This window comes from Shewanella maritima, from assembly GCF_004295345.1.
Lineage (GTDB): Bacteria > Pseudomonadota > Gammaproteobacteria > Enterobacterales > Shewanellaceae > Shewanella > Shewanella maritima.
In genome coordinates, this window is sequence record NZ_CP036200.1 from 3111053 (window position 1) to 3135719 (window position 24667).

Annotated in this window: 21 protein-coding genes and 1 pseudogene; 10 read left to right on the plus strand and 12 right to left on the minus strand. The window is 45.3% G+C overall.

Features of this window, described 5'->3' with window-relative positions; genetic code table 11:
* Window positions 1–28: 28 nt before the first annotated feature.
* The gene (locus tag EXU30_RS13275) at window positions 29–436 is read left to right on the plus strand and encodes a hypothetical protein (RefSeq protein WP_130600787.1); all 408 of its coding nucleotides are present in this window, start codon (window positions 29–31) and stop codon (window positions 434–436) included.
* A gap of 140 nt (window positions 437–576) precedes the next feature.
* Here the strand turns inward: EXU30_RS13275 and fis are convergent, their stop codons facing one another.
* From fis to prmA, 3 genes are all read right to left on the minus strand, one after another.
* Window positions 577–882 (minus strand): DNA-binding transcriptional regulator Fis, encoded by a 306-nt coding sequence (gene fis, locus EXU30_RS13280; RefSeq protein WP_011635942.1) that lies wholly within the window; start codon window positions 880–882, stop codon window positions 577–579.
* A gap of 20 nt (window positions 883–902) precedes the next feature.
* A complete protein-coding gene (gene dusB / locus EXU30_RS13285; RefSeq protein WP_130600789.1) occupies window positions 903–1865 on the minus strand; it encodes a tRNA dihydrouridine synthase DusB in 963 nt (320 codons plus the stop codon).
* Between the two features lie 518 nt (window positions 1866–2383).
* Entirely contained in the window at window positions 2384–3268 is an 885-nt protein-coding gene (prmA, locus tag EXU30_RS13290) for a 50S ribosomal protein L11 methyltransferase (RefSeq protein WP_130600791.1), read from the minus strand.
* 487 nt (window positions 3269–3755) lie between these two features.
* Between prmA and EXU30_RS13295 the strand changes: the two genes are divergently transcribed.
* The 3 genes and pseudogenes from EXU30_RS13295 (at window position 3756) to EXU30_RS13305 (ending at window position 7230) form a co-directional block, all read left to right on the plus strand.
* Window positions 3756–4442, plus strand: coding sequence for a fumarate reductase cytochrome b subunit (locus tag EXU30_RS13295; protein ID WP_165399018.1), 687 nt, complete (start codon window positions 3756–3758; stop codon window positions 4440–4442).
* Window positions 4443–4457: 15 nt separating this feature from the next.
* Window positions 4458–6439: pseudogene (locus EXU30_RS13300) on the plus strand (fumarate reductase flavoprotein subunit).
* Window positions 6440–6441: 2 nt separating this feature from the next.
* Entirely contained in the window at window positions 6442–7230 is a 789-nt protein-coding gene (locus tag EXU30_RS13305) for a fumarate reductase iron-sulfur subunit (protein ID WP_130600795.1), read from the plus strand.
* Between the two features lie 74 nt (window positions 7231–7304).
* Here EXU30_RS13305 and EXU30_RS13310 read toward each other — a convergent pair whose 3' ends face one another.
* Entirely contained in the window at window positions 7305–7892 is a 588-nt protein-coding gene (locus EXU30_RS13310; RefSeq protein WP_130600797.1) for a response regulator transcription factor, read from the minus strand.
* Between the two features lie 158 nt (window positions 7893–8050).
* On the opposite strand from EXU30_RS13310, the gene EXU30_RS13315 reads away from it, so the two are divergent.
* The 4 genes from EXU30_RS13315 to nrfD all read left to right on the plus strand — a co-directional run bounded on the left by EXU30_RS13315 (window position 8051) and on the right by nrfD (window position 13815).
* The gene (locus EXU30_RS13315) at window positions 8051–9832 is read left to right on the plus strand and encodes a sensor histidine kinase (protein ID WP_130600799.1); all 1782 of its coding nucleotides are present in this window, start codon (window positions 8051–8053) and stop codon (window positions 9830–9832) included.
* Window positions 9833–10009: 177 nt separating this feature from the next.
* Window positions 10010–12286, plus strand: a complete 2277-nt coding sequence (phsA, locus tag EXU30_RS13320) for a thiosulfate reductase PhsA (protein WP_130600801.1) — start codon at window positions 10010–10012, stop codon at window positions 12284–12286.
* A gap of 12 nt (window positions 12287–12298) precedes the next feature.
* Window positions 12299–12871, plus strand: coding sequence for a 4Fe-4S dicluster domain-containing protein (locus tag EXU30_RS13325; RefSeq protein WP_130600803.1), 573 nt, complete (start codon window positions 12299–12301; stop codon window positions 12869–12871).
* Window positions 12868–13815, plus strand: a complete 948-nt coding sequence (gene nrfD, locus EXU30_RS13330; protein WP_130600805.1) for an NrfD/PsrC family molybdoenzyme membrane anchor subunit — start codon at window positions 12868–12870, stop codon at window positions 13813–13815. The genes EXU30_RS13325 and nrfD overlap by 4 nt, the downstream gene beginning before the upstream one ends.
* 180 nt (window positions 13816–13995) lie before the next feature.
* Here nrfD and rho read toward each other — a convergent pair whose 3' ends face one another.
* A complete protein-coding gene (gene rho, locus EXU30_RS13335) occupies window positions 13996–15261 on the minus strand; it encodes a transcription termination factor Rho (RefSeq protein ID WP_130600807.1) in 1266 nt (421 codons plus the stop codon).
* A 222-nt stretch (window positions 15262–15483) separates the two neighbouring features.
* Window positions 15484–15810: a thioredoxin TrxA gene (gene trxA / locus EXU30_RS13340; RefSeq protein WP_130600809.1), complete on the minus strand. Its 327-nt coding sequence runs from the start codon at window positions 15808–15810 to the stop codon at window positions 15484–15486.
* A 281-nt stretch (window positions 15811–16091) separates the two neighbouring features.
* Here trxA and rhlB point away from each other — a divergent pair, with 281 nt between their 5' ends.
* On the plus strand, window positions 16092–17396 hold the full coding sequence (rhlB, locus tag EXU30_RS13345; protein ID WP_130600811.1) for an ATP-dependent RNA helicase RhlB: 1305 nt from the start codon (window positions 16092–16094) through the stop codon (window positions 17394–17396).
* Window positions 17397–17653: 257 nt separating this feature from the next.
* Window positions 17654–18568: a Ppx/GppA phosphatase family protein gene (locus EXU30_RS13350; RefSeq protein WP_130600813.1), complete on the plus strand. Its 915-nt coding sequence runs from the start codon at window positions 17654–17656 to the stop codon at window positions 18566–18568.
* A 129-nt stretch (window positions 18569–18697) separates the two neighbouring features.
* Here EXU30_RS13350 and EXU30_RS13355 read toward each other — a convergent pair whose 3' ends face one another.
* From EXU30_RS13355 to tatC, 6 genes are all read right to left on the minus strand, one after another.
* Entirely contained in the window at window positions 18698–19255 is a 558-nt protein-coding gene (locus EXU30_RS13355) for a thioredoxin family protein (protein WP_130600815.1), read from the minus strand.
* 208 nt (window positions 19256–19463) lie between these two features.
* Window positions 19464–20477: a porphobilinogen synthase gene (gene hemB / locus EXU30_RS13360; protein WP_130600817.1), complete on the minus strand. Its 1014-nt coding sequence runs from the start codon at window positions 20475–20477 to the stop codon at window positions 19464–19466.
* Window positions 20478–20495: 18 nt separating this feature from the next.
* The gene (locus EXU30_RS13365) at window positions 20496–22478 is read right to left on the minus strand and encodes a sensor domain-containing diguanylate cyclase (RefSeq protein WP_242620209.1); all 1983 of its coding nucleotides are present in this window, start codon (window positions 22476–22478) and stop codon (window positions 20496–20498) included.
* Window positions 22468–23292: a TatD family hydrolase gene (locus EXU30_RS13370; protein WP_130600821.1), complete on the minus strand. Its 825-nt coding sequence runs from the start codon at window positions 23290–23292 to the stop codon at window positions 22468–22470. Before EXU30_RS13370 ends, EXU30_RS13365 begins: the two co-directional genes overlap by 11 nt.
* Window positions 23292–23819 (minus strand): hypothetical protein, encoded by a 528-nt coding sequence (locus tag EXU30_RS13375; protein WP_242620210.1) that lies wholly within the window; start codon window positions 23817–23819, stop codon window positions 23292–23294. The genes EXU30_RS13370 and EXU30_RS13375 overlap by 1 nt, the downstream gene beginning before the upstream one ends.
* 94 nt (window positions 23820–23913) lie before the next feature.
* Window positions 23914–24666 carry a twin-arginine translocase subunit TatC gene (gene tatC, locus EXU30_RS13380; protein WP_130600823.1) on the minus strand — a complete coding sequence of 251 codons (753 nt, stop codon included), beginning with the start codon at window positions 24664–24666 and terminating at the stop codon, window positions 23914–23916.
* Between the last annotated feature and the right edge of the window lies 1 nt (window position 24667).

The following is a 24667-nucleotide window of genomic DNA, read 5'->3' on the forward strand; positions in this document are numbered from 1 at the left end:
CGCTTGCGATAGTAGGAGTACAGCAGACATGTATAACAGGCAAAAGAGCAGTCGCCGCAATCGGCCTTACAGTATAAAAAAGACCAGCATTAAAGATGAGAATATCGATAGGCAAATTATTGTTATTCACCGTGCTATTGCTCATAAATTGCTAAAACAGCCTGAGCTAGCAGAGCAGGTAAAGGCGCGTTTAGAAGCGCAACGTGAAGAGGGCAAGCTAGGTTATAGCCACTATATTACTTGGGTATCCGCGCTGGAGTTAATCGACCAAAGTGAAGTGTTCATTAACGCACTAACAGAAGATTCACCTAAGATGCGCAAATTAAGACGCAGAACCCCATTTACCGGTATATTAACTGAAGCAGAGCGCGTTGCCGCGTTAGAGCAAGATGCTATTGGCGTGATAGCAACTCAGGATTTGTCAGGGTTGTTTTAGCTCTAACTTTTGTCTTTGTACGAAAGCTCTTGTTCCGCTAACTGTTACCAGTGTGCGCTATCGTATAATGACAATAATGCTAACAAAAACGGGCTTGTCATTGCTGACAAGCCCGTTTTCTGCAAGCTAAGAATTGCTTCTTAGTTCATGCCGTATTTCTTTAGCTTTTTGCGTAGAGTACCACGGTTGATACCTAGCATGTTCGCTGCGCGAGTTTGGTTACCGCGAGTGTGCTGCATGATGATGTCTAGTAATGGTGCTTCAACTTCGCATAAAACCATTTCGTAAACTTCAGAAGCTTCCTGACCGTCTAATTGAGAGAAGAAGTTGGTAACTGCACGCTTAACTGCGTCACGTAATAATTGTGGTTTGATAGTACCGTTTGCGGTTTCGATTTTACCTACGGTAAGTTGGTGAACTTCTGTGTTAGTAGTCTGATCAAACATTCTATTCTGCTCTTTATTTTCTAAACTAATTCATCAAAATAACGTTCTATAAGAGAACGTTGCGCAGCGGCATCTTCTAACCGATTAAACTCGGCGCGAATTTGGCGCTGATCTTCATTATTTAGGTACCATCCGATGTGCTTTCTAGCAAAACGGACACCCTTAAATTCGCCATACAAGTCGTATAATTTATCCAGATGTTCAAGCATCACAGTGCGCTGCTCGTGCATCTCGATTGGCGACAAATGGTTACCTGTTTCCAAGTAGTGCTGGATTTCTCTAAAAATCCAGGGCCTTCCTTGAGCACCTCTTCCAATCATGACGGCATCAGCACCCGTATAATCCAGCACATATTTGGCTTTCTCTGGGGTGTCGATATCACCGTTGGCAACAACTGGAATCGAGATATTCTGTTTTATTGCTTTGATTGTGTCGTACTCGGCATGGCCTTTGTACATGCACTTGCGCGTTCGACCGTGAACTGCCAGTGACTGAATGCCACAATCTTGGGCAATCTGGGCTATTTGAAGACCATTACGGTTTTCTGGATCCCACCCGGTGCGAATCTTCAAAGTTACTGGTACATCAACTGCAGCGACCACAGCTTGTAAAATGTCTTTTACTAGCTCTGGACTTTGCATCAATGCAGAACCAGCAAGCTTTTTATTCACTTTCTTAGCAGGACAGCCCATGTTGATATCAATAATGTGCGCGCCTTGCTCAACGTTTAATTGAGCGGCGTTAGCCATTAACTCAGGATCTGCACCCGCGATTTGAACTGAGCGAATACCTTCTTCACCAGAATGCATCATGCGCTGGCGGCTTTTATCTGTATCCCAAACATCAGGATTAGATGAAAGCATTTCTGATACTGCTAAGGCTGCACCATAGCGTAAACAGAGGTTTCGAAAGGCTTGATCGGTGACACCTGCCATTGGTGCCACGATCAACTGATTGCTCAATTGATAAGGGCCAATTTGCATTGTGAAGCTCACCTTGCTCGTCAAAGGGGCGCTATATTATCCGTTTTTATCCAGCTTGAAAAGGTTAATAAATGACCTAAATTAAACTTTTTTGCTTGACTTTTAACTGAGGACGAAATTAGACGAGCAATTTGTGAAATATGTTGGCTTTTGAGGGCTGGCGGGCGTTGCAGAGTGAATTTTTTGTTGAATTTGTTACTCAAATCGCCCAAATCACCAGCAAAACTTTTTATTCACCAAAGTTGAAATTTGCGTGCTTGGTCAAAATTTAATCTTTTATACCTAGGCGCCAAGCTGTTGGATGGAACGCTAAACGGTTAGTTTACTAAGTGAGGTAGCATATTGAAGTCGCAGAACAAGCAAACCGGCGTTATTTTTTGTTGAGTCACTCAAATTAGTGAGTAACAGGTATGCGGCAGCAAAATTAAAGAGTAATGGCTGATAAGTTGAAAGGCGTGAGGATCATAAAGGGCACGGAATGTGCCCTTTGTTTTACTCTGGACTTAGCTAACTAATTATTATGCTTTACGCACACCGTTGAGTCGGCTCCAGTCATCTTTGTGAGTGGCTGGCTCCATCTCAAACCATTGGCTATAGAACTCTGATACTTCGTCTGCTTGTTCTCTCAATAAACCTGATAGTGCCAGCAGTCCACCAGGTTTAACTTTTTCGGCAATAAGCGGCGCTAAATCTTTTAGCGGGCCCGCAAGAATATTGGCAACTAATACATCTGCTTGTAAGTTCTCTGGCTGATCTTCTGGAAGATATAGCGCAAGTTGGTCGACAACATCGTTGCGCTCAGCATTTGCTTTAGAGGCTTCAATCGCCTGATGGTCGATATCAACCCCTGTGACTTTTTTAGCGCCTAATTTAATTGCCGCAATAGCCAGAATACCCGAGCCACAACCAAAATCGATGACTTCTTGTTGGCTTAAATCAACACTATCTAACCACTCTAAACACAGTGCGGTGGTTGGGTGAGTACCGGTACCAAAAGCGAGGCCTGGGTCGAGAATAACGTTGACTGCGTTTTCATCAGGGATTTCTCGCCAGCTTGGGCAAATCCATAAACGCTCACCAAACTGAATAGGGTGGAAGCTGTCCATCCATTCGCGAACCCAGTCTTTGTCTTCGACTTGTTCAACCTTGTGCTCGAAGTTTTTACCTAAAAACGGCATAGATTCTAAAAACTCAATCGTTGGCGCTAAATCTGTGCCCGCATCAAATAGCGCGATGACAACTGTGTCTTGCCAAAGAGGGGTTTCACCAAGTTTAGGCTCAAAGATAGGCTCATCTTGCCCGTCTTCATAAGTGATTGCGACCGAGCCTTGGTCCATTAGTAAATCGCCAAGCATGTCAGCGTGATCTCTGTGGGTGTGAATGCGAAGTTGGATCCAGGCCATGGTTTTTCCTACTAGTGATTAGCGTTAGCAATTTAGGTTTTGCAACTAAGGTTATTGCGATAAAGGCGGCATTATAGCGCCATTTTGGCTTAGCGCCTAAAAACGATATGCGCCTTAAAGCGATAAAGCTTTCGAATAACTGTAAGCTAGCCCAGTCATAAACCTAGAAGAGCAAGACACTTCACTGAGTATATAAAGTGTGAACTGCATGTTAAGTGTTTTGTAGCATATATATTCATTTTGGGTGAATAATAAGCGATAAAATGCGGATTTTCATGGGTAATTGGTTAAACCAAAGCAGATTTGTCTGTGATCCATGTCTTGTTGTCTAAGTTGCACTGGTGAAGTTGATCACGCTTTAACTAAGGCTGCCCTAATTAAGTATGCTGAATTGTTATGCTCTTATCCCCTAAAATTCAAACACGTTGAGCATGCAGCTATGGAAGTGAGGCATAAGCACAATCAATTTGCACCCTTATATAACGGAATGTTTTCACATCCGGTGTGGGCTGCAAGAGCAGACAGGGCGCAAAGTATCACTGGGTTACTACTCGGACTATTTATTATTGTGCACCTGCATTTTGAGTCTAGCATTATGCTAGGTAAACAAGCGTTTTATACAGTAGTTCAATTTTTGGAAGGTGGTATATTTAGCGAATCGGGTCATGGATTTCCTATTCTGACCCAGGTGTTCTCTGTATTCATGCTGTTGATTGTGATGCTGCATGCCTTATTTGCCTTGAGACGCTTCCCCACACAAATCAAGCAATGGTTCAAGCTGCGTGAGCAGATGAATGTTATTCCTCATCAAGACACCAAAATCTGGTTTTGGCAGATGCTAACCGGGTTCATCTTGTTCTTTTTAGTGCCAGTTCACCTCTTCACGCTTATCGCCACACCAGATATTGGGCCGCACTTATCGGCCGAGCGGGTGTACCACGACAACGCCTGGTTATTGTATCTGGTGTTATTACCTGCTGTGGTCATTCACGCCATGTTTGGCTTGTACCGTGTTGTCATCAAGTGGGGCATTTTTAGCAATCGTGTAGGTCTGCTAAAACTTGCCAAAGTGATGGTGGTGTATTTGATTGCGTTAGGCATTGCCAGCCTAGTGACCTATTTAGTCATTGGTCATGGCTTAGCGTTACCCGTTGTGCCTTACTCTGGCGTTTAATACAAGGACATAGTAATGAAGATTATATATACAGATGCCCTGGTTGTTGGCGCTGGACTTGCGGGGCTTAGGGTTGCTATTGCTGCAAAAGAGCGTGGACAAGACACACTTGTATTGTCGCTGATCCCAGCTAAACGGTCTCACTCTGCAGCTGCCCAAGGTGGTATGCAGGCAAGCCTTGGTAACACAGTTAAAGGCATGGGTGATAATGAAGACGTACACTTTCAAGATACAGTAAAAGGCTCTGACTGGGGCTGCGATCAAAATGTAGCTCGTATGTTTGCCCACTGCGCACCAAAAGCTGTGCGTGAGTTAGCCAACTGGGGGTGCCATGGACGCGCATCACTAAGGGCGACCGTCAGGTGATTGTTAACGCTGAGAAGGTAACGATTACTGAAGCCGAGCAGGCTCATGGCTTAATTAATGCCCGTGATTTTGGCGGTACCAAAAAATGGCGCACCTGCTATACCGCTGACGGCACTGGTCACTCGTTACTATACGCAGTAGATAACAAAGCCATTTCAATGGGCATTCCCGTTCATGAGCGAGTAGAAGCGCTTAAGATTATCCATGATGGTGAGCGCTGTCATGGGGTGATTGCTCGCTGCCTGATCACAGGTGAGCTGCGAGCCTATATTGGCAAATCAACCACTATAGCAACTGGCGGCTATGGTCGAATTTATGAAGTGTCTACCAATGCAATTATCTGTGAAGGTATTGGTCAGGCGCTAGCGCTAGATACTGGCGTTGCCACCCTAGGTAATATGGAGGCGGTGCAGTTCCACCCAACAGCTATCGTGCCTGTAGGCATCTTGACCACAGAGGGCTGCCGCGGTGATGGCGGTATTTTGCGAGATAAAGACGGTTATCGCTTTATGCCTGATTATGAGCCAGAAAAGAAAGAGCTGGCATCGCGTGATGTGGTTTCAAGACGCATGACCGAACACATGCGCAAAGGCAAAGGGGTTGATAGCCCTTACGGGCCGCATTTATGGCTCGATATTACCTTGCTTGGTCGTAAGCACATAGAAACCAATCTGCGTGAAGTCAAAGAGATCTGCGAGAACTTCTTAGGCATTGATCCTGCCGTTGATTGGATCCCTGTGCGCCCAACTCAGCACTATTCTATGGGCGGCATTCGTACCACTCCTGAAGGGCAAAGCCCGCAACTTAAAGGCTTATTCAGTGTTGGGGAAGCAGCCTGCTGGGATATGCACGGCTTTAATCGCCTAGGTGGCAATTCATTGGCTGAAACCGTGGTTGCAGGGATGATCATTGGTAAGTATGTAGCAGATTTTTGCGAGCAAACGCCGCTTGAAATCAACACCAATCTAGTCGATAAATTTGCTGCAGAAGTGGATCAGGAAATCACTGAGCTATTGACCCATGAAGAAGGCGAGTCTGCATTTGCCCTTAAACAGCAAATGCAGCGCATTATGATGGACAGCGTTGGGATTTTCCGTAATGGTCCTGAGCTTGAGCAAGCTGTATCTGGGCTGAGTGAGTTACTTAAGCGCGCAAGTAAAATTACCCTCAAATGCAAGAAACGTCATGCAAACCCTGAGCTGGTAGAAGCCCTGCGGGTTAAGCGAATGATAAAAGTTGCATTAACAGTTGCCTGTGGTGCGAAGGCTCGCACCGAAAGCCGCGGTGCTCATTCCCGTGAAGACTACCCACAACGTAACGACAAGGACTGGTTATGCCGCACATTGGCATCCTGGCCAGATGCTAACGCGCTTGAACCAACGCTTAGCTATGAGCAGCTTGATGTAATGCAAATGGAGCTACCGCCAGGATATCGTGGTTATGGCGTTGATAATGCCATTGCTCACCCTGATACCGCTAAGCGGGAAGCACAAATTGCAGAAATTGTCGCCCAGCTGGGTGAAGAGGCTGACAAATACCAAAAGCAGGCGGCATTAATGCCATTTGACCTGCCAGAGGCGCTGCGCCCAGGTAATCAACGTTTGTCTGATAACGAGCTAGCAGAGGGATAACTATGACTCAAGCAAATCAAACCCAGGCGTTAGCTCAGGGACGTAAACTGCGTTTTGAGATCTTTCGCTACGATCCGCAAGATAAAAATGACAAGCCGAAAATGGTGACTTATGAGCTTACTGAAGCGCCAGGTATGACGGTATTTATCGCGCTAAACCTACTGCGTGAGCAACAAGACCCGTCGCTGCAATTCGACTTTGTTTGCCGCGCGGGTATTTGCGGGAGTTGCGCTATGGTGATCAATGGCAAACCAACATTAGCGTGCCGTACCTTAACCGCTAACTATGGCGATGGCGTAATTAAACTCATGCCGCTGCCCGGTTTTGAGTTAATTGGTGACTTGTCGGTTAACACGGGTAAGTTTATGCGTGAACTTGCTGAGCGCTTGCAGTTATGGCTACAACCTTTGCAAGATGAAGCCAATATTCATCGCCTAGAAAAACCAATGGCACCAGAAGAAGCAGCAAAATTGTATGAGCTTGAACGTTGCGTAGAATGTGGCGTGTGCGTGTCAGCATGTGCAACCAAGCAAATGCGCGATACCTTTGTCGGCGCGGTAGGCATGATGAAGCTAGCCCGCTTTGAGCTTGATAGTCGCGATGCTCGCAGTGCAGAGGATTTTTATCATGTTATTGGTAATCAAGATGGTGTATTTGGCTGCATGACGTTATTAGGTTGCCAAGACAACTGCCCGAAAGATTTACCCCACATGCAACAAATTGCTTATTTACGCCGTAAAATGGCAACCACATTGGTTGAGCATGAACGCATTGCGGTGGTTAATCAGTAATTCATTAATAACTTATCAGTAATTCGTTAGGGCTTCGTTTTGAAGCCCTAAATATTTCTGTAGTTGAGCGCGGACTAAGCAAGCTTAGAAAGTTGCATCAGCTCAGCAAGGTTACTGACGTTAAGCTTGAGCATTAACTTCGCGCGATGGACTTCAATGGTGCGTACGGCGACACACAGTTCGTTGGCCATTTCTTTGTTAGTTTTGCCCGCTACAATTAGCGAAAAAATCTGTTTTTCTCGTTTTGATAACCCTTCAATCAGCGCTTTTTGAGCTAGCTGATCATATTGCTGCTGGCTGTATGTTAATCCTTTAGTAATCGCGCTTGCTAACGCTTGCCCGTCGACAGGTTTTTGAAAAAACTCAAACGCGCCGCTCTTAAGGGCTTCGACAGCCATAGGCACGTCACCGTGAGCGGTGAGAAAGATAACCGCTAACGGGCTTTGTGCTTGAGTGAGGCGTTTGTGCACTTCTGGGCCGCTAAATCCTGGCATTCTGGCATCTAAAATTACGCAACCAACTTGAGCTAAATCTATCTGCTCAAGGAATTGCTCGCCACTGCTAAAGCAAGTTAGTTGGTAGTCAAAACCCTCCATTAGGAAGCTAATTGAGTCCAAAATGGCTTCATCATCATCGACAAGGTAAACAGCTTGGTTATTCATAGGTTCGCCAAACACTTCATGAGAGGTAATTGATAAGTATCGCAAATAAAACAAATACGCGACTTCATGTGGTAAAAGTTGGAGGCGAGTCACGTAGGTGTGCTTGAGAACGCAGTAAGCTGATTTGGGGTACTTAATTAAACTTGAGGGATTAAACAGTGGTTCGCGCCTTGATTGGGTTGTTGATGCTTTTAATGGCATTGCCGGTGTTTGCTGATAAGCGAGATCTATACGTAGGTGTGCTTGGCAATTGGGGATATCAGCAGGCTATTGAGCGTTGGTCACCGCTAATGCAATACCTGAGCGAGCAAGTGCCAGGCACGCAGTTTCATGTCTACCCTGGTGAGTTTGAAGAGCTTAACCGCGCGATGGCGTCGGGCAAAATTCAGTTTATTGTCACCAATCCGGGGCAGTATCTATTCTTATCAAATCAATACCCTTTATCCTGGTTGGCCACTATGCGCTCAAGGCGTCATAACGGCGCAACATCAGCCATTGGCTCAGCCATTATTGTTCGTGCAGACAGTGATTACCGCACGCTTTACGACCTCAAAGGTAAATCGATCGTCGCCAGTGGGCCGCACGCATTAGGCGGGTATCAAGCAACCGTGGGGTTAATGCAAAAACGTGGCATGGACCCACAACACTTTTTCAAACAGATTAAGTTTTTAGGCTTTCCGCTAGACCCTTTGTTGTATCAAGTACGTGACGGCAACGTTGATGCCGCCATTACCCCTTTATGTACCCTTGAAGATATGGTTGCAAAGGGGGTGATCAATGAAAAGGACTTTAGGGTATTAAACCCGAGTAGGCCTGCAGGTTTTGATTGCCAGTGCAGCACTAAGCTGTATCCAAACTGGTCATTTGCCGTAATTGAGGGGGTCGATACCCAAATCACTAAGCAGGTTACACAAGCTTTGATGGGCATATCGGCTGAGCACCCTGCAGCGATAAAAGCGCAGTTTATGGGTTGGACATCGCCTGTTAGTCAACTCGGTGTTATTCAGCTCTTCAGTGAGTTGCAAGTAGAGTCAAGTAAACCCAATTATTGGTCGGTAATTCTGGGGTGGCTTGGTGAAAACCGCTACTGGGGCGTGTTTGCTATTTTGCTGTTTGTCGTGGCGACGATATATCACTTGTGGATTGAGTATCGCTTTCATCAAAAGAGTGAGTCATTAGTCGAATCCGAGCGACAGCTAAAGCGGCAGGAAGTCGCCCTAGAAAAGTTACAAAGTACAGCCATTATTGGTGAAATTGGTGCTGGCCTTGCTCACGAGATTAACCAGCCAATTGCTGCGATCACCAGTTACAGTGAAGGAGCAAAGATGCGTTTACAGCGCCAGCAGCAGTTAGATATTCCGGATATTTTGCTGTTGCTTGATAAAATTCACAGCCAGTCAAAACGAGCTGGGGAAGTTGTGCACCGTATTCGTAGTTTGCTTAAACGCAGAGAAGCAGTGATGGAAGACGTCAATATCCTAACCTTAGTAGATGAGAGTTTATCTTTGTTGAAACTTGAGCTTGAGCAGCGAGATATTCAGATAAAAACTCATTTTAAAGGCGAGCCGTTTTTCATCACCGGTGACAGAGTTGGTTTATTGCAGGTACTAATAAACCTGATTAAAAACAGCGTAGATGCACTGAGTGATGCTGAGTTTAAAGGCAAGGGAATGATTGAGATTGGCATGCATTTTAAAGCCGAGCAGGTTGACCTTAGCATTAAAGATAATGGCCCAGGGCTAAGTGAGGAGTTTGCCACTCTACTTGCTACCTTTTATACCACTAAAGCAAATGGATTAGGACTTGGCCTAGCAATTTGTCAAGAGGTGGTCAATGAACATGAGGGTGTTCTCTTACTTGCAAATAACACGGATGAACGCGGCTGTAAGGCTCAGATTTCATTGAAAAAGCGCGGCAGCCAGTCTCCTGTTGTAGCCTAGTTTCCCTTCAATAAGTAACGCGTTTGTGAATGAAGTCACAAACGCGATAATACGACGTACGAAATGTGGTTTACCACAATATTCAAGTTCTCATACCTCATTGACAATGAGTTAAGCCTAGAAGTTAACCATAGCTTGGTGTGCTTCTAGAGATTTATGTCAATGGGGAGAGAAAGTATGAAACTTGATCGGCGAACCTTTATTAAAGGAGCAGGAGCGAGCACAGCAGGTTGCATGTTAGCAAGTTTGCCTGGCTCAATCGCGGCGTTAGGTGCGGGGCCTGTAAGCGGCAGCGCTAAGCATGTTGCCAGTATTTGCGAGATGTGCTCGACGCGCTGTCCTATTTCTGCGCGAGTTGTTAACGGGCAAAACGTATCGATTCTTGGTAACGACAAAGCAAAATCATATGGCGGTGCAGTATGTGCCCGCGGCGGTGCTGGCCATAGTTTGCTGTATGACAAGCAGCGCATTGTAAAACCATTAAAGCGAGTCGGTGAGCGCGGCGAAGGCAAATGGCAAGAAATTGATTGGCAAGAAGCCTATGAAACCATTGCTAAGAATCTTAATCGCATTAAACAGCAACACGGTGCTGAGTCGGTTGCTTTCTCGTCAAAATCAGGCTCGTTGTCAAATCACTTCTTTCATCTAGCAAAAGCATTTGGTAGTCCAAATACTTTTACCCACGCAACGACTTGCCCTGGTGGTTATGTGGTTGCTGCCAAGGCCATGTTCGGCTCTAAAGCCAAGCGTGATTTAGGTAACTCAAAATACATTATCAATTTTGGTCATAACCTGTATGAAGGTATCAATATGACCGAAACCCGCGGTTTAATGAAAGCGCAGAGCGACAAGGGTGCCAAGCTAGTGGTATTTGAGCCAAGGTTCTCCATTGTTGCCGATAAGGCTGATGAGTGGTATGCAATTAAGCCAGGCACTGATATTGCTGTAGCTCTGTCAATCTGTCATGTACTCATTCGGGATAATTTGTATGACCGCGAGTTTGTGGAGCAATACGTTGAGGGATTTGACGATTTTGCCAAGGAAGTCGAAGCTTACACACCACAATGGGCTGAAGCGATTTGTGATGTGCCAGCTGAAGATATTCGCCGCATTACTCATGAATTAGCAGCCGCTGCGCCGCATGCGGTTGTCGACTTTGGCCACCGCGCGACATTTACCACCGAAGAGTTTGAGCTGCGCAGAGCGCTGTTTGCGGCCAATGTCCTTATAGGCAATATTGAGCGTAAAGGTGGTCTGTATTTTGGTAAGAAGGCTAAAAATTACAACAAGTTTGCTGGTGAAATGGCTGCACCAGTATTAGCGAAACCAGGGGTGAAAAACTTACCTAAGATTGAAGCTAAGCGCATCGATATGGTCGATGAGCAGTACGCATTGATATGGTCATCTGGCGGTATTTATCAGTCCATTTTAACCGCAGCATTAGAGGCACAGCCTTATCAGCTGCGAGCATGGGTGATGAGTCGTACCAATCCAATGCAAACCATGACAGACAGAGCCAAAGTCGTTGAAGCGCTTAAGGCGATGGAATTTGTGGTTGCCTGTGATGTTTATATTAGTGAGAGCGCAGCCTACGCCGATATCATCTTGCCAGAGTCAACCTATCTCGAGCGTGATGAAGAAATCGCAGATAAATCGGGTAAGAATCCTGCTTATTATGTGCGGCAGCAAGTCGTTGATACCATTGGCGATACCAAGCCAAGTTGGCTGATCTGGCAAGAGTTAGGCCATCAGCTAGGCTTATCGCAATATTTCCCTTGGGAGAACATGCAAACATTGCAGTTGTTCCAAGTTGATAAAGACGCGGCCTTGCTTTCTAAAATCAAGCAAGATGGTTGGGTAAGCTTTGGTAAGCCGCTGATGCTGCGTGAACCTAGCATGGTTAAAGCATTTACTGCGCAATATCCGAATGCAAAACCCGTTGATGCCGATGGCACCTATGCCAGTCAATTATCGTTTAAAACTCCAAGCGGCAAGATTGAGTTGAGCTCAAGTAAAGTGGAGAAAATGGCGCCAGGGCGTGGCGTGATCAAATATCGCGAAGTCACCATGAAAAAAGCTGATGAGTTGTTTTTCATTCAAGGTAAAGTCGCCGTGCATACCAACTCTGCTACTCATAACGTTCCTATGTTGGCGAATTTAATGTCTAACAACGGCGTATGGATCCACCCTGTGACAGCCGGACATTTAAAAATCACCTCTGGCGATAAAGTCCGCATATACAACGACACTGGTAGCGAAGAAGGCCATGCGCTAGTGACTCCGGGCATTCGTCCTGACACGGTTTTTGCTTACATGGGCTTTGGTTCTAAAAACAAAGAGCTGTCTCGTGCTACTGGGCGCGGCGTACATTGCGGCAACTTACTGCCTCATGTTATCTCACCTGTGACAGGTATGAATTTACACACAACCGGCGTCAAAATTGCCAAGCTTTAATCGGAGTTCATTATGACTAAACGTTATGTTCTTGTGCACGATGAAAACAAGTGCATTGGCTGCCAGGCTTGTAATGTCGCCTGTCGAAGCGAAAACAATGTACCTGAGTCGGTGACCCGAATTCAGGTGCGTATTGAAGGGCCTCACGGCAACTTCCCTAACTTACATTTTAAATATAATCGCGTTTCTTGCGAGCAATGTGAAAACGCACCATGCGTTAAAGTATGTCCAACAGGTGCAGCCTATGTGGCGGATGACGGCATAGTTTCGATTAACGAGAAAAAGTGCGTCGGCTGTCTGTATTGCGTGGCTGCATGCCCTTATAAAGTACGCTTTATTAACCCTGATACTAAGGTGCCGGATAAGTGCGATTTTTGTAAGAAAACGCGTCTTGCTCGTGGCGAGTCTCCAGCATGCGTTAGTGTGTGTCCAACCGATGCCCTTTGTTTTGGCGATGCTAACGATCCTCAATCAGAAGTCAGCCAGCTATTGGATACCAAAACCAATTATCAGCAAAAGGCTAATCTGGGTACTCAACCAAGGGTTTACCGTATTCCTAGCCGCAAAGGAGGGATCAAAGCATGAACAATATTTGGGGCTCAATGGAGCAATATGATCCAGTCGTCTGGAACTGGATAATCGCGGTCTATTTATTTATGGCAGGTTTGTCAGCTGGTTCTATGCTGGTGGCGATCGGACTTAAATGGTACAAGCAAAGCCGCGGCTTACCCACAGAAGGTTTACCTGTGGTAAAGGCTGCAGCTGTGATAGCGCCGGTCAGTATCTGTTTAGGTATGGCGTTACTTGTGCTGGATTTAACTAAGCCATTTGAGTTTTATCATATCTTGCTCAATTACAATTTAACCTCGGTAATGGCATGGGGGGTGATAGCGCTTTTGGTCTACATTCCATTAGTGTTTGTATTCGCAGGTTTAGTATTTGAGGAGCCCATTCGTCGCTGCGTGCCGGCACTAAACGGTGTGCTCAAGGTTTGTCGCTCGCTAGAAGGAAGTCTAAATAAGCTCATTTTTGCATTAGCGCTATGTGTTGGTGTGTATACCGGTTTCCTATTGTCGGCGATGATCAGTTATCCAATCCTCAATACCGCGGTGCTGCCAGCGCTGTTTTTAGCTTCGGCGCTATCAGCAGGCTCTGCAGGTAATATTCTGGTTGCTACCTTGTTCTTTAGTAAGAAAGAGTCAGACTGTATTGAGCAGGTGCATCGCATTGAATATCCGGTTGCCTTTAACGAAGCGCTTTGTCTAGTGCTGTTGTTTGTCGGTTTGAATTTTTCTGGCCCTGCAGCACAAGCGGCGACATCAGCAATCACTTCGGGTGCTTGGGCGAGCGTATTTTGGCTAGGAGTGGTTGGTTTGGGGTTAGTGGTTCCTTTAAGTGCGAGTTTATTCGCGCCGCAAAGCTGGAAGCACTCAAAAGGCTTTTTGGTTACGGTATCGTGCAGCACTATTCTAGGGGTATTAGCCCTGAGACACTTTGTAGTGTATGCCGGTCAAAGTTACATCAGCTAGAAGGTTCTGTACGATTAATTGACTTATCGCAGTAAGTGATTACTAACGTAGAACGCTAGGTAATATTGACACCAGCCAACAGAGTAAGGATTAAAACAAAAGCCGCTGTTAGTTTGACTAACAGCGGCTTTTTAGTGTTCAGTGCTTAAAGCTGCGCAAGCGTATAACGCTTTGCAAATATTAAGATTTAGCGCGTTTCATTGCTGTGAAGAACTCATCGTTAGTTTTGGTCATTGCCAATTTATCGATAAGGAATTCCATTGCGCCCACTTCATCCATTGGATTAAGGATCTTACGCAGAATCCACATCTTCTGTAGCTCGTCGTTAGTGGTAAGCTTTTCTTCACGGCGAGTACCAGAGCGGTTGAAGTCAATCGCTGGGAATACACGTTTTTCAGCAGCTTTACGAGATAAGTGCAGTTCTTGGTTACCTGTACCTTTAAATTCTTCGTAAATCACTTCATCCATCTTAGAGCCAGTGTCGACTAGCGCGGTGGCGATGATGGTTAAGCTACCGCCATTTTCAATGTTACGAGCCGCACCAAAGAAACGCTTAGGACGGTGCAGTGCGTTCGCATCAACACCACCGGTAAGTACTTTACCTGATGATGGGATAACAGTGTTGTAAGCACGTGCTAAACGGGTAATTGAGTCAAGTAGGATGACTACATCTTTCTTGTGCTCAACTAGGCGTTTAGCTTTCTCAATTACCATTTCAGCAACTTGAACGTGGCGAGACGCTGGTTCATCGAACGTTGACGCAATTACTTCACCGTTAACGAGGCGTTGCATCTCAGTCACTTCCTCAGGACGTTCGTCAATTAGCAGCACCATTAATACAACTTCTGGATTGTTGTAGGTAATGCTTTGAGCAATGTTCTGTAGTAGTAGCGTTTTACCCGCTTTAGGCGGTGCCACAATTAGACCACGCTGACCTTTACCGACTGGAGAACATAAGTCCAGAATACGTGCGGTAATATCCTCAGTTGAACCATTACCACGCTCCATACGCAAACGGTCTTCTGCATGCAGTGGGGTTAAGTTTTCAAAGAGGATTTTAGTGCGAGAGTTTTCAGGCTTGTCGAAGTTAACTTCTGAGACTTTTAGTAGCGCGAAGTAACGCTCACCATCTTTCGGAGGACGGATTTTACCGAAAATGGTATCACCGGTACGCATGTTGAAGCGGCGGATTTGGCTTGGCGATACGTAAATATCGTCAGGACCTGCTAGATATGAACCGTCGGCACTTCTTAAGAACCCGAAACCGTCTTGGAGGATTTCTAGAACGCCGCCACCGAAGATGTCTTCACCGCTTTTAGCATGAGCTTTTAGGATTGAGAAAATAATGTCCTGCTTGCGAGAACGGCCCATGTTTTCAAGTTTCATGCTTTCGGCTAATGAAACCAGGTCAGATATCGAGGTGTTTTTTAATTCTGTTAAATTCATGAGTAGGAGGTCTTGTGTTACGCGACAAAGCTTACCGCGATCAATCAGTAAGATTTAATAGAACAGTTTTGTGATTGATGTGCGGAGAAATGGGTTAGTTGGAAAATCTGCTGAATAAATTAGCACTATCTGGGTAGTACGTCCAGATTTTTAAAGACAAAGTAGCACAAATTGTTCACAACTTGCGCTACTTATCACTTTAACTTGTCGTTGAGACAGGGATTAGACTTGAGCGTCTACAAACTCTTTAAGTTGAGTTTTTGAAAGTGCGCCAACTTTAGTTGCGACTAGCTCACCGCCTTTGAACATAAGCAGTGTAGGGATACCACGTACACCGTACTTAGCTGGAGAAACGTTGTTTTGGTCAACATTTAACTTAGCTACAGTTAGTTTACCTTCGTACTCTTGAGCTACGTCGTCTAGGATTGGGGCAATCATTTTACAAGGACCACACCACTCAGCCCAGAAGTCTACCAGCACTGGTAGTTCTGATTTGATGACGTCGTTTTCAAAGCTATCGTCGCTCAAGGTTACAATTTTATCGCTCATGTTGTTCTCCAGAATTGGTACCATTGCTAGTTTATTAATGGCTTACCATGTATATTGGGTCAGTTAAATCGCTTTTCAAGTGACCAAGTGAAATATCCGTTTATAAATGACCGGAACAATGTTTAAAAATATTCCGATTAGTGCAACAAAGTTGTTGCAATTTAATAGCACGGATGAACAATGACGCTATTTCAAACGAAAGTTTCTTTTTTTGCAACCCTAAATAGGGGGCAAGGCTCATAACGAAAGGTTATGAGCCATAATGCTACGAGCTAGGTGCCATGAGCCAAAAACATTTATCGACACAGAAGTTTGCTGAATTTCCACTTAATCCTAAAGTGCAAGCAGCATTGAACGAGAACGGCTTTGAATTTTGCACGCCAATTCAGGCGTTATCTTTACCAGTTTTATTGCAAGGCAAAGATATTGCCGGTCAGGCGCAAACGGGTACCGGTAAAACTATGGCCTTTTTGGTCGCCACCTTTAACCACTTGCTTACGGTTGACGCGCCTGAAGGTCGAGCGCCTACTCAGCCTCGCGCAATCATTATGGCGCCCACTCGTGAGTTGGCGATTCAAATTGCTAAAGATGGCAAGTTGCTAGCGAAACATACAGGTTTAAAAGTCGGCATCGTTTACGGCGGTGAAAGTTATGAGACTCAACGTGAAGTGCTTGATAAAGGCGTTGATATTCTTATTGGTACGACTGGCCGTATTATCGATTACGTTCGCCAAGGCGTAATTAGCCTTAATCATATCCAAGCTGTGGTGCTTGATGAAGCTGACCGCATGTTTGACCTTGGCTTTATTAAAGATATCCGCTTCTTGTTCCGTCGCATGCCTGACGCTAATGCGCGCTTGAACATGTTGTTCTCTGCGACGCTTTCAATGAAGGTACAAGAACTGGCGTACGATCACATGAACGATCCTGAAAAGGTTGAAATTGCGCCACTTGAAAAGACGTCTAAGAATATTAAAGAAGAGCTGTTCTATCCGTCGATGGAAGACAAGATGCGCTTGCTACTGAGTTTGATTGAAGAAGACTGGCCTGAAAAAGCTATTGTCTTTTCAAATACCAAACACAGCTGTGAGAAAGTCTGGTCATGGCTTGAGGGTGACGGTCACCGAGTCGGTTTGCTTACCGGAGATGTGCCGCAGAAAAAGCGTATTCGCATTCTAGAGCAGTTCACTAAAGGCCAATTAGATTTATTGGTTGCCACCGACGTTGCAGCCCGCGGCCTGCATATCTCTGATGTGTCGCACGTTTATAACTATGACTTACCAGATGACTGCGAAGATTATGTACACCGTATTGGTCGTACAGGCCGCGCTGGTGCTAAAGGTGTGTCGGTGAGTTTTGCCTGTGAAGAGTATGCGCTTAATTTGCCTGCTATTGAGCAGTACATTGACCATGCGATCCCAGTGAGTAATTACGATCACGAAGCTTTACTTGATGATATTCCACCGCCAGTGCGTATTCATCGCAAACATCCAACCACGCGTACTCGCGATGGTGCAGGTAGCCAAGGTGCTCATCGTAGCGGCGCTAAACGCCCACAACGTCACCGCAGTCGCCGCCAAGCATAATTAGCTCATAACACTGACTCTCGCCTCGCTAGAGTCAGTGTTTTTTTATATCCGTAAAAAATTTGTTTCATACCAATTGGGATAAATACGTGAGCAGAGATTACGCAGGAAAAATCGCGTAGAACAAGGTAGAAATTGCAGCTAGCTAGTTGCTCTACCTACAAAATTTCTAACGACGTTATACGTGATTTTCACCAGTAAGAATGTTCACATACTTGTGCTGATTGGTATCAAGGGTAAGAGAACAAGAATACGCCATGTCATCAGAACTCTATGCAGCAATTACGTTAGGCTCTAACAGCTTTAATATGTTGGTAGCGCAGACCATAGATGCTAAGCCAACCATCATTGCTAAGTATAAGCAAAAGGTGCGTCTGGCTGAGGGGATCAACGCTGATGGTGCGTTGTCAGCCGATGTCATGCAGCGCGGTTTAGATTGCCTTGCCATGTTTACCCAAAAGGCAAATGAGCATCAAATTAAGGCGGCTAATGTTGCTGTGCTGGCAACAGCAACGCTGCGCAGTATCAACAATGCTGACGAGTTCGATACTAAGGCTAAACCGATATTCCCATTTGCCATTGAGATCATTACAGGCCAACGTGAAGCTGAGCTAATTTATCAGGGCATGACGGCAACAACCAAGGTTCAGGGGCGGTGTTTAGTCATCGACATTGGTGGTGCCAGCACTGAGTTTATTGTTGGCGAAGATAAACACGTGCTTTTTAAAACCAGTGTTGCCATGGGTGGTGTGCGCTTTAATCAAAGCATTTTTACCGAGCAGCCCTATGCACTTGCGCACTTTGAGCAAGCAAAAGAGGCTGTGAGGCTTGCGCTTGGTGATGAGCTCAGCGCGATACGAGAGCTTGGCTGGCAGCAGGTACTTGGCGCATCTGGTGCAGTGCAGACCTTGATGACGCTGCAGCGAAATCGCGGTAATGCAGAGCTAATTGATTCAGCATTACTTGAGCAAGTCCGTGATGAAGTGATTGCTCAGGGTAAGCATGATATAGCGCAAATAGAAGGCGTTGATGCTGAGCAAGCACCGACATTAGCCGCTGGCGTTGCCATCTTGCTTGCCTTATTTGAATTGCTTGATATCAAGCAACTCGACCTTGCTGGCGGTGCACTACGTGAAGGTGTGTTGCAGATGTTGGCTGATAGAGTCTCATAACATCTGCCAACGAATTACTCGTTTTTCAAGTGGCAGTTTTGCCAAAACCTATGTTCGCCCTAAAAATCGAAAAGCCTGACATAAGTCAGGCTTTTTTCTTTTTCGGCTACTTTGCCTTACGCTACAGCTTTAGTCAGCTAAAATCTGGTACAAATCACCTTCTAAAGAGTCCGTTGGGCTCTCGACAATAGTGCCAATTTTCTTATCGTCTTGATGGACAATAAAGGTTGGAATTCGGGTGAATTCATATTCTGCGGCTAAACCTTCTGGGTCTTTTTTGCTGCGATCGATGCCAATGTATTTTACCGTGATGTTCGGGTTGTTTACCTCGTTTAGAATGCGCATGAAGCGCGGCGTCTCACGGTGGCAATCTGGGCACCAAGTACCAATAATTACCACGATGTCCGTTGGTTTATCGATATTCTTTAGCTTAGCAATAATTGCCTGATCAGCTTGGTATTGCTGATATTCCTCAGCATAGCCTGGTAGCTGCTGCTCAATTTGTTGTTGGCTAACAATTCCTGTGATAATCACTTCTTCAGTCTCCTCACTACAAGTGGCAATAAAGCCTTTGTTGGTTTCTGCGTCGAATGCACAGCCGCTGCCAGCAAAACTTGGTACAGCGAATAGTGTGGATGATAAAAGTAAAGCGCTGGAAACGAAAACAGTTTTAGTGATTTTTTGCATAAGTTCTACAACTTCTTTAAAAGAAACTTTACCTATTATTCAATCACTGTACATGCTAATTAAGAAGTAATCGATGAACGATTTGTAAGCTGTATCACTAAAAAAAGGGAAGCATCAGCTTCCCTTAATTTTGATTTCATTTTGTTATCACACTATTTAAAAAACTGTGATATCAATGGTTTCTCTTTGAGTTTGCGTCCTAGCGTGCTTAACCTTGGTCTTCTTTTAACCACTGTGCAGCTTGCTTAGCAAAGTAAGTTAAAATGCCGTCAGCGCCAGCGCGCTTAAAGCAAAGTAGTGATTCCATTACAATTGCTTTTTCGGCTAACCAACCGTTTTGAATTGCTGCCATGTGCATTGCGTACTCACCACTTACCTGGTAAGCAAACGTTGGTACAGCTAGTTCAGTTTTCACACGGCGAACGATATCAAGATATGGCATACCAGGTTTAACCATTACCATGTCAGCGCCTTCTTGGATATCTAAAGCCACTTCGTGAAGTGCTTCATCGCTGTTAGCTGGGTCCATTTGGTAGCTATGTTTGTTGCCACCTTTTAAGTTGCCCGCTGAGCCAACTGCATCGCGAAATGGACCATAGTAGTTTGATGAATACTTAGCTGAGTAAGCCATGATTTGGGTATTAACGTGTCCAGCTTCTTCTAGCGCTTGGCGAATAGCGCCAATGCGGCCGTCCATCATATCTGATGGCGCTACCATATCAGCACCTGCTTCTGCGTGTGAAAGCGCTTGCTTGACTAGAATCTCAGTGGTGACATCGTTAAGAATATAGCCGGTATCGTCGATGATGCCGTCTTGACCGTGAGTAGTAAAAGGGTCAAGTGCAACGTCGGTCATCACACCTAGTTCTGGGAAGGCATGTTTTAGCTCACGCACCGCACGTTGTACTAGTCCTTCTGGGTTGTAGGCTTCTTCGGCCATTAATGACTTTTTCTCACCTGGTGTTACCGGGAATAAAGCAATTAAGGGAATACCTAGCTCAACTAGCTCTGCAGCTTCTTTTAACAGTAAATCAATAGAGTAACGCTGCACGCCCGGCATAGAGGCAACTTGCTCAGTGCGGTTGTTACCTTCAAGAATGAACATTGGGTAAATCAAGTCATTGACTGATAACTGGTTTTCAGCCATTAAACGGCGGCTAAAGTCATGTTTACGCATGCGGCGCATTCTGCGCTGAGGGAAAGCACTAGTTATAAGATTCACTGTCGACTCCTGTTCAATTTATTCTGTTGTTTGCTCAAAGTAACAAACTTTATTTCGGCCACTGCGTTTGGCGTCATATAAGGCTTTATCAGCCTGATCCAGCAGCTGCATTGGATGAGTCTCATCTTCAATGATAGCTACGCATACGCCAATACTAATGGTCAGTGGGAACGATTGCCCTTGCCAGTGAATTTGTAACTCACTCACAGCTTTGCGCATTTGCTCTGCCACTACCATGGCACCTTGTTTGGTCGTGTTCGGCAGTATGATAGCAAACTCTTCGCCGCCAAAACGTGACACCAGATCGGTTGGACGTTTTATTTGTGCAGATAATGTTTTAGCAATTGCTTGAATAGTGCTGTCGCCAGCAAGGTGACCATATTGATCATTGATAGGCTTAAATTTGTCAATATCTACCATCAATAATCCCATTGGGGTTTGTTGACGGCGACTGATACGCCCTTCAGCAACCAGGCGCTTGTCAAAGGCGTGGCGGTTTTTAACGCCAGTGAGCGGATCTGTGGTGCTTTGCTCTGTCAGTTTTTGATTGACGTCATTTAGCTCGCGTAAAGTTACTTCGAGCTCAAGGGTGCGCTCTTGCACCATATTCTCTAGGCGCTCATTGGTCTCTTCTTCAATGCGAACTGCTTCCTCGCGGTTTTGGCGAATACGCTCGGCTTGCTCTAAGGCTTTCTGTTGAATGCGCAACTTATCTTTACGCTCTTCGTTGTAGCGAATGGCCAGCACTGCCGCCATGATAATGACTTCAAAGGTTAACCCGAAGGTAACAGGTGTTTGCAGCTTCCAGTTTAGATCGAGAATACCAAAGTACAATAAGCCGCTAACCATACCGCCCGTTAGCAAACCTAAGCGAGCAATAAAGTACAAGGTGGCATTGCGAATACCGCTAAGTGATTGCACGAGTGCCACTCCCGCCATCCAACTCAGGGTCACCATGATGGTGATAAATACGATATACAAACTCACGCTATAGTCGATAAGTGGCAGTAATAGGCTAAGCGCTAGTGAGCTGACGGCCAGAATGCGACAGGTACGTAGCATATTGATATTACGGTATTTAAGCTGCAGGACCTTTTCGGTGAACATTAATGAAAATGCCAGAATAATTGGCAATATAATGATTAACACGTGTTGTTGCAGCTTAGGTGACTCAGGCCAAATAAATTGAAAACCAACCCCGTGCAAAGTGATGATCATCAATGAGATACCTAGCACATACCCACAGTAGTAACTGTAGCTATATGAGCCTGATGCCAGTGCGATAAACAAACTGAAAACAGCGATAGCGAGCAACATACCTATTTGAATGCCATGGAGTAAGTTGCTGCTTTCCATGGTTTCAGTTAGATCATTTGGCGACCACAGGGTCATCGGCAAGTTCATATTGCCTTTGGTGTCGATACGTAGGTAAAAGGTGTGGGTTTGCTGCGGCTCAATGTCAAAAGGATAAAGGAAGATGTTGCTGTGCAGCGGCCTTTGATTGAAAGGCAAGGTATCACCCATGCGTTCAAAGTTAGTGATTTTGCCATCAATGAAATGATACAGCTTAATACTATCAAGCAGTGGGTTATCTAGGGCAATAATTCGGGATAACATCTCATCATCTGGATTGTATATGCTCATGGCGACCCAGATGTTTTTCACCCCAATCCTGTGGTTGGCATCTTGTTTTAGCGCCTGCCATTGGCTAATGGGTTCCGATAAAATGGAGGGTAGTTTACTTATTTCTTGGGTTTTATGAATATACAGCCAGTCTTGTAAATCGATTTTGGTGATTGAGTCAGCGGTTAAGCGCAGTGGGACAAAGCTTGCTTGAGGCGACGAAGCTACCTTTGGGCTGTGTTCGATTTGGTTTGCCGCATTATGTTTGGCAGTATTGATGTTATCAGGCGCAGTAGCCTGTGCCCAAGTTGCAAAAAATCCTATCCATATCGTGATGATAAATAAACTAACTAGCGCAAAAAGTCCTTTAGCGTTCAACCCGTTGTGTCTCCAACACAGTATCTTCAAGATTAAAAAATGCTTGGCTATTATCATAGCAGTGTTTAGCCAATTGTTCAGGGCATTGATCGCGTAACTTTGCCATAGTTTCAACAATATAGGGTAAATACTGTGGCAAGTTCTTACTCGATTTTGGTTTAGGGCGCATGCTTCTTGGCAGCAAGTAAGGGCTGTCAGTTTCTGCCATTAGGCGGTTGTTTGGGATCAGTGGAACTAACTGTGCTAATTCCTGGCCGCGGCGTTCATCGCATATCCAACCTGTAATACCAATATACAAGTCTTGCTGTAAGCACGCTTCTAGTTCAACTTGAGTGCCAGTAAAACAGTGTAACAGTGCTCTAGGCAGCTCAGGTCGGTAGTCCTTGAGGATATCAATAAAGTCATCGTGCGCCTCACGGCAATGCATTAACACTGGCATGTTAAGCTCACAGGCGATTTCAAGCTGTTTAGCAAATACGTCTCGCTGCAGATCTCGCGGTGAAAAATCGCGGTTATAATCCAGGCCGCATTCACCAATTGCAACTACCTCAGGTTTTGCCGCCAAGGTTATGATGCTTTGGCGGCTATGCTGATCCCAATCTTTAGCATGATGTGGATGCACGCCCGCAGTGCTGAACAGTTTTCCGGGGTGGGCAGAGCAAAGTCGTTGAGACTCGATGCTCTCATCGATATCGCTACCGATAACAATCAAGGGAGACACACCCACATTAGCCGCGTCACTAATCACACTGTCGATATGGTTAGCTAATTGCGGGCTTAGGATGTTCACCGCGATGTCGATATGCTGCACCACTATTTAACTCTTTTTACTCTCGTGGTGCTGTTGCGGTCTTCAACGCCAAGATTAAATGAGCCAAACATCCCTGTTTCAATGCTGACAACTTGCCCTGGTTTTAACTTGTAGCGGCGAGATTCACTCTGTTTCCATACCTGCCCATTATCTAACGTAATAATAAAGGCGTCATATGGGTCTTTTTTTACATTAACTATGGTGGCGGAGATTTTCTCAACCTCCTCTTCTACTTTCTTTTTGAGGCCAAACTCTTGCTGCTGGCTAGTGATTGATTCTGATACTGAAGCTGTGCTTACCGAGGCTGTATTTGCAACAACTACTGGCGGGGCTTGTTCGGTCGAGTTTGCAACTGGTTGAATGGACATAGTGCCCACTGAAGCTGCTAGCTTGTCGTAACAAATTAGCCTATCTAATTTATCTTGTACGCCACCACACTGAATTAGTTGTTGCTCTAACGAGGTATTTGCCAACACTGGCATGGCACAAAAAGAAGTGATAAATGCGGTGGTTATCCAACGAAGCTTCATAAAAACCGTCCTGTTGTTTTTGTTATGGCATAAAAAAGGGTGGAAACCCACCCTTTAGATAACGCGATGCTTGTTATGTCAGCCTGATTACTGATTAAGAATCCTCACTTGCGGTGGGCTCTTCTTCGTCATCGCCTTTGGGTGTGTACATCCTAGCAGCAATCAAACCGCCTTCAAATAGCAGTAGCATAGGAATTGCCAGCATGGTTTGCGAGATAATGTCAGGCGGTGTTAACAGCATGCCAATAACAAACGCACCTACGATAATGTAAGGACGTTTTGTTTGTAGCTCTTGTGGTGTTGTCACACCTGCCCAGCAAAGTAGTACCACAGCAACTGGGATTTCAAAGGCTAAACCAAAGGCAAAAAACAGCTTTAAAATAAAGCTTAAATAGCTGCTTATGTCGGTTGCGACTTCAACTCCCTCTGGAGCTACACTGGTGAAAAAGCCAAAGACCACTGGGAACACCACGTAATACGCGAATGCTATACCAAGATAAAACAGCAGTGTACTACTGACGAGCAATGGCACAACTAAGCGTTTTTCGTGCTTATAAAGTCCAGGGGCGATAAACGACCAGATTTGGAATAACACATAAGGTATTGCCACAAAAAATGACAGTACTAAGGTTAATTTAAACGGCGCAAAGAACGGCGCTGCAACGTCTGTGGCAATCATGCTGCCGGTTTCTGGCAGAGATTGCATCAATGGCGTTGCGACATATTGATAGATATCGTTCGCCCAATATACGGTGGCGACGAATACTAGCAATACGCTGGCAATTGCTCTTAGCAGCTTGGTTCTTAATTCAAGCAAATGACTAATAAGAGGTTGCTGTTGCGACATG